The organism is Mitsuaria sp. TWR114 (assembly GCF_007997345.1).
This window is the reverse complement of record NZ_VOSR01000581.1, coordinates 1-5,825: the sequence shown is the minus strand read 5'-3', so window position 1 is coordinate 5,825 and position 5,825 is coordinate 1. Positions and strand designations below refer to the sequence as shown.

Here is a 5,825-nt window from a genome sequence, read left to right as displayed (position 1 = left end):
ATCAGCATGTCGTCGCTGCGTCGGGCAGCCCGAACAGCAGGTTCTCGCGCAGCGTGCCGGCGAACAACCAGGCGTGCTGCGGCCCGTAGGCCAGATGCGACGCACGCCAGCCGGCGTGGATCTGCTGCTGGTCCACGCCGTCCAGGTAGACCGTGCCGCGCGTCGGCTTGGACAGGCCGCAGGCCAGCGACAGCAGCGTCGTCTTGCCGGCGCCGACGGTGCCGAGGATCGCGACCTTGTCGCCCGGACGGACGTGCAGGTGACCGATGCGCAGCGGGTCCTTCTGGCCGGGGTAGGCGAACTCGACGTCGTCGAATCGCAGCTCGCCGCGGAGGGTCTCGGGAACGATGGGGCGCTCGATGGCCTCGTTGTCGACCTGCAGCTTGAAGATCGCGTCGAGCGCCTTCATCGAAGCCCGGGCGCTGCCCAGTTGCACCAGCAGCGGCGGGATGGAGGCCAGCGGCGACAGCACGCGGCCCGAGAGGATCGAGCAGGCGACGATCGCGCCCTGCGTCAGGTGTCCCTCGATCGCGAGGACCGCGCCGACGCAGATCAGCGAGACGTAGCTCGCCTGCTGCAGAGCCGCGGCGATGTAGGAGGTGGTGTCGCTTTCATGCTTGAGGGCCAGGCTCTGCGTGGCATTCACTTCACACAGGCCGGCCCAGCGCGCCTCGAAGCGCCAGGCGGCGCCCAGGCCCTTGATGGCCTCCGTGCCTTCGATGGTTTCCACCAGCAGGCCGGTCTTGGCGTTCGCGCCAGACTGGTTGCTGGCGGTCAGGCGGACGATGCGCCGGGCGCGCAGCAGGCCGGTCAGCACGGTGACGCCGAACAGCACCAGCGCCGGCAGCGCCATCCAGAAACCGCCGATCGCCGCGATCACCAGGGCGAAGATCAGGGCCATCGGCATGTCGAAGAGCAGGAACAGCGTGCTGGTCGACAGGATCCCGCGGATCGACTCGAAGCTCTGGACCTGCGACGCGAGCGTGCCGACCGAGCCCGGGCGCTGATCCAGGCGCACCGCGTTCAGGCGGGCCATCAGCGCCTTGGAGATGCCGACGTCCAGGCGCTTGAGTCGCGGCTCCAGCAGCGAGGCCCGGGCCAGCTTCAGCAGGAACTCGATCAGCACGGCCAGGCCGACGCCGGCGGTCAGCACCCACAGGGTCTGGACGCCCTGGTTCGGAATGACCCGGTCGTAGACCTGCATGGAGAAGAAGGAGATCGCGATGCCGATCGTGGCCAGCACCAGGGAGAGTCCGGCGGCCTCCATGAAGATCGGCCATTGCCCGCGGACCTGCGAGAGCATCATGCGACGCGCGCTGGTGACGCTCGACGGCGCACGGTCCGCGTCGGCGATGGCGTGGAGGCAGGCAATGCCGTCGAGGACGAGCTCGCGACGGACGCCATCGGCGCCGGCGCAGGTCCACAGGCCGTGCGCGGTGCGGGCGGTCACCACTTGCCAGCCGTGTTCGGCGTGATGACACAACAGGGGCAACGCGGCGCGTTGGGGCTCGTGCAGGACGACGAACCGGGTCTGCTCGTCCAGGCGCCCGGCAAGTTCGCGCGCCGCGTCCAGGCCGTCCCCCGCGAGCGCCGACGACGCGGCGTGCTGGCGGATGCGTTCGATCGGAACGGCCGGCCCGTGATGCGCATCCATTGGGTGAGGACGGCGGCAAGCGCGTCGGAGGCAAGCGGCGGCGCGGTCGTCGAGTCGGACGACGAGGAGAGGAGGGCGGTCATGGCGGATCCTGAAATGAGGGCGACAGGGGGAAGCAGGCTGCAAGCGGTCAGTCGCCAGCGGCGGCGTCGCCCAGCAGCAGGCCCAGGCGGTAGCGGCCGGCGCGTTCGTCGATCGCGGCGTCGCGCTGGGTCTGGCGGGTGGCGTGGGCTTCGCGGACCATGTTCAGCAGGTCCAGCCAGGCGCGTTTGCCGGCGTCGAATTGCCGGCGGTAGGACGCCAGCACCTCTTCGCCTGTGGCGGCGGTGAGCTCGGCGTTGCGCAGCGACGCGCCGGCGGCGGCGAAGCGCGTGTATTCCAGCTGGTAGTTGCCCAGGAGATCCTGTTCGGTCGCGTCGACCGCGGCCTCCGCGGCGGCGATGCGGGCCCGCGCGGCGTTGACGCGGCGAGTCCCGACAGGCCGCCCTGCAGGCCCGCCTGGAACACGAGGCCGACGCGCTGGTCCCGGTAGGCGCCGCTCTGGTGCTCCAGGCGCAGGCTGATGGTCGGCAGCAGCGCCGCCTTGGCCTTGGCCAGTTCGTCGCGCGCCAGGTCGACGTTGGCGCGAGCCAGCGCGATCTCGGGCGAGAGCTGGATGTGGTCCAGCACCTCGTGCAGCTCGGGCGGGGCGGGCTGGGCGCCATCGAGCGCCGCGCCCAGCGACGGCTCCACCACCGCCTGCCGCTGCAGGGCGAGGCGGTCGCGCTGCAGGCCTTCCTCGAGCCGTGCCTGGGCCAGTTCGGCCTGGACGGCGCTTTCCCGGGAGGCTGCGAGCGCCGCATCGGCGTTCGTCGCGACGCCGGCCTGGTGGCGGCGCCGGATCATGTCCAGGAGTTGGCGGTGGCTGTCCTGGAGCGTCTCGAGCGCCTGGACGCGTCCACGCGCCTTTGCCCAGTCCGCCCAAGTCTGGACGATCCGGAGTTTGAGCTGCAGCTGCGCCGCGAGCAATTCCTGCTGGCTGCCGCGCAGGGCGGTCCGGGCAGCGCTGAGGTTGGCGGTCAGCAGGCCGCCGCTGAACAGCGGCTGCTGCACGCGCACCACGTTCACATAGCGATGGGTGCCGCCCGCGAGTTCCCGGCTGATGCTGGGCGACGGGCCGAACTGCCATTTCGCGGCGGTGATGCCGTCCTCGGCCGCGGTGATCGACGCCCGCGCGCGCTCGATCGAAGGATCTTCGGCCAGGGCGGTCAGCAGGAAGTCGTCCATCGCGGCGCCCCAGTGGGACGCGGGAGGCGTTACGGCAGGCTGGCTGGGGGCCGAGGCAACCGAGGCCGCGGCTTCAGGCGCGGGGATCGCCGCGGAGGCGTCGTCGGCGATGGCCGGGACGGCGGTGGCGGAGAGGGTCGCGGCGATCGCGATATATCGCCAGGTTTTCGAACCGGGAATATGGATCCAGGTCGTCGCTGGGCAGGGGTTTTGAGTCAGCACCGGAAACTCCGTGGAGTGGTTTTGCTTCGGTGCTCAGTTTCCTTTCTCGTCTCGCCGGCCAACAATAGCATTCATTTGCTAGCCTTTTGTCACTCTTTGATCTGCTGCCCCTGAATGCCGAATTGCGACTAGCAAATTTGAGTAGTGCTGGCCAGCGGAGGCCGGCGGGGAATGTCGGTTGCCAACATCCCGTCTTCACCCCTTCCCCGAGGAGTCGTCATGACTAACCCTTCTGAAGACCTGGAGCCCTGCATGCGGGCCTGCGCCGAGGCGCTGCTCGCGACCCGGCAATGCGCGAACGCCTGTATCCGTTCCGGCGACCGCACCCTGGAAGCCTGCGCCCTGCTGAACCTGGATTGCGCCGCCCTCTGCGAGGCCACCCTGGGCGCGCTCTCCCGGGAGTCCGAGCATCACGGTGACTTCTGCGCGTTGTGCGCCCACCTGTGCCGAGCGTGCGCCGAGGAGTGCGAGCGGCATTCCCATGCCCATTGCAAGCGTTGCGCGCAAGCCTGCCGCGCCTGCGCCGAGGCCTGCGACGTGCACGCGGGCGAGCGGCACCGGCTGCAGCCGGGCCATTGAGCTGCGCAGCCCGCGTTCAGTACTTGCCTGGCGCGACGCCGATATTCGTCTGGCCGATGGTGAATTTCCCACTCGGCTGGCGTTTATATCGCCGCGATCGAGTTTTTGTTGACATATTCCGTGGAGGCGAATTTCGTGGGTCTGGATCAACTGGAGATATTCGCGTCAAGGGCTATGACTCCGGTTTGCCGTCGAATATTCACTTTGATTTGACGTTTCGCAAAAGCGAAGCCGCCACGGCTGCCCGGCGGCGCCCGTCAGCGAGGAGCGACCACCTCGTGGCGCGGTGCCGCGACGGCCGCCACCAGCGGCAAGGTCAGGGTCGAACGCGCCCCGTCCGGGCCGCGCTCGAAGCGGTACTCGCCGCCCATGCGGCGCGCCCGCTCGCGCATGTTGATGAGCCCCTGCCCGGTGGAGGTGCCGAACGCCGGCCGCACCGCGGGTGCGGGGCCGGCGGCGGATTGGCCGTCGTCCTCGACCACCACGACGAGGAGGTCGCCGTCCAGCCGCAGCGAGAGGTTCAGGCGCGAGGCGCGGGCGTATTTCAGCGTGTTGGCCACGCTCTCCTCGACGATCCGCATCACCTCCTTGGACAGCCCTCCGAGCAGCACGCATTCGCGGTCGTTCTCGATGTCGTAGCTGACCTGGAAATCGGGCGCGCTCAGCAGCGCGTCCAGGTCCACGCCGTAGTCGAACAGGATGTCCTGGATCGGCCGGTGTTCGGTGGTGTCGGTCTCGCTGATGACCTCGCGCACGCCCTGCAGCACGTCCAGCAGGCCGCGCTCGACCTGATCGCGGTCGAGGCGGCCATCGCGGACGCTGAAGATCGTCCGCACCAGCTTCGACCCGATGCCGTCGTGCAGCTCGCTGTAGATCCGCTCGCGTTCCTCCTGCGCCGCCTCGCCGCGCTCGAGGTCGCGCTGCCGGGCGTGGCTGACGGCCAGTTCCATCTCGCGCCGGCGCAGCGCTTCGGCCAGGATGCGGTTGGCCTCGCGCACATGCTCGACGCTGACGCGGAACTTCGCCAGATGCACCCGGGCCATCACGATCAGCAGCGGCGGCAGGGCGAGGTGGGTCAGGTAGATCGGCGCGGTGAGCAGGCGCATGAGCGTCCCGTCGTCCTCGCGGGGCGCGCGCCGCACCAGCTGCATCAGCACGTTGTAGTCGTGCAGGATGAGCGCGCCGGCCGCCAGCACCACGACCAGCAGCAGCACCGCGTCGCTGCTGCGGGTGCGCCACGCGTGGCGCGCCAGCCGCAGGATCGCCCAGGCCTGGAAGGGCACCAGCACCCAGATCCAGAACATGTCCAGGTCCCACTCGACCACCTGTCCCAGGAAGGGCCAGACCGTCGCCGCCCCGGCCGAGATGGCCACCAGCGTCGTCAGCGCGCGGCGGCTCAGCGGCTGGTCGATGTAGCGCAGGATGAACTGGATCAGCAGCACGTTGAGCGCGCCCGCGCACAGGTAGAAGGCCCAGAGCCAGGCGGGGCGCCACCCGGCCGGCATGTAGATCCACAGCGACAGCGTGTAGACGGCCGCCCAGATCAGCGACGCCGCGCCCAGCAGCCCGAAGGCGGGATCGCTGCGATTCGCCAGCCACACGCCCACCATGAACAGGCCGGCCAGCAGGCAGAAGCCCCGCGATGCGTTCGCCAGCGTGCGGCACAGGAAATGGATCGACTCGGCGACGTAGGCGGCGTGATCCGCCGGACCGATCAGCACGGGCGCGATCGTGAAGTAGGGCTCCCAGCTGTTCACTTCGAGGGTGACCCGGTTCGGGCCGTCGCGGCGCAGCAGCTTGGGCGGCAGTTCCACCACCAGCGGGCGGAACCACATGAAGCGGGCCCGCGCGCTGGATTGCGCCAGCCCGTTGATCCAGACGCCGTTGAGGTAGATGTCCGCGCCGTTGATCGCCTGCGAGAGCACCAGGCTCTTGGCGGGCGGACGGTGCGCCGTGGCCGGGTCGCCGTCGCGCGCGGGGTCGAATCCATCCTCCGGGCCGATGAACGGGTCGAGGTCGATCTCGAAGACGGCGCGGTGCAGGGACTGGTCGCCGTCGGTGCGGATGAACGCGGGCAGCGCGAGCCGCTCCCGGGCCTCGACGA

4 protein-coding genes and 1 pseudogene are annotated in these 5,825 nt (G+C 69.7%); 1 reads left to right on the top strand and 4 read right to left on the bottom strand.

The window, feature by feature from the left end; genetic code table 11:
* Position 1: 1 nt before the first annotated feature.
* From FUT87_RS19960 to FUT87_RS30950, 3 genes and pseudogenes are all read right to left on the bottom strand, one after another.
* Positions 2-1,654 (bottom strand): ATP-binding cassette domain-containing protein, encoded by a 1,653-nt coding sequence (locus FUT87_RS19960; RefSeq protein WP_147242154.1) that lies wholly within the window; start codon positions 1,652-1,654, stop codon positions 2-4.
* 130 nt (positions 1,655-1,784) lie between these two features.
* The gene (locus tag FUT87_RS30955) at positions 1,785-2,618 is read right to left on the bottom strand and encodes a TolC family protein (RefSeq protein WP_255511935.1); all 834 of its coding nucleotides are present in this window, start codon (positions 2,616-2,618) and stop codon (positions 1,785-1,787) included.
* Between the two features lie 98 nt (positions 2,619-2,716).
* Positions 2,717-2,920: pseudogene (locus tag FUT87_RS30950) on the bottom strand (TolC family protein); the annotation flags it as partial.
* A gap of 474 nt (positions 2,921-3,394) precedes the next feature.
* On the opposite strand from FUT87_RS30950, the gene FUT87_RS19945 reads away from it, so the two are divergent.
* Positions 3,395-3,721, top strand: a complete 327-nt coding sequence (locus FUT87_RS19945) for a four-helix bundle copper-binding protein (RefSeq protein ID WP_091724428.1) — start codon at positions 3,395-3,397, stop codon at positions 3,719-3,721.
* 257 nt (positions 3,722-3,978) lie between these two features.
* On the opposite strand, the gene FUT87_RS19940 is transcribed toward FUT87_RS19945, so the two are convergent.
* Positions 3,979-5,825: sensor histidine kinase (locus FUT87_RS19940; RefSeq protein ID WP_147242152.1), on the bottom strand; the 1,847-nt coding region annotated here is incomplete at its 5' end.

Bases quoted from the DNA above. Each gene is read 5' to 3' on its own strand.
- FUT87_RS19945 (WP_091724428.1), top strand. From the start codon at position 3,395: ATGCGGGCCTGCGCCGAGGCGCTGCTCGCGACCCGGCAATGCGCGAAC.
- FUT87_RS19960 (WP_147242154.1), bottom strand. From the start codon at position 1,654: ATGGATGCGCATCACGGGCCGGCCGTTCCGATCGAACGCATCCGCCAG.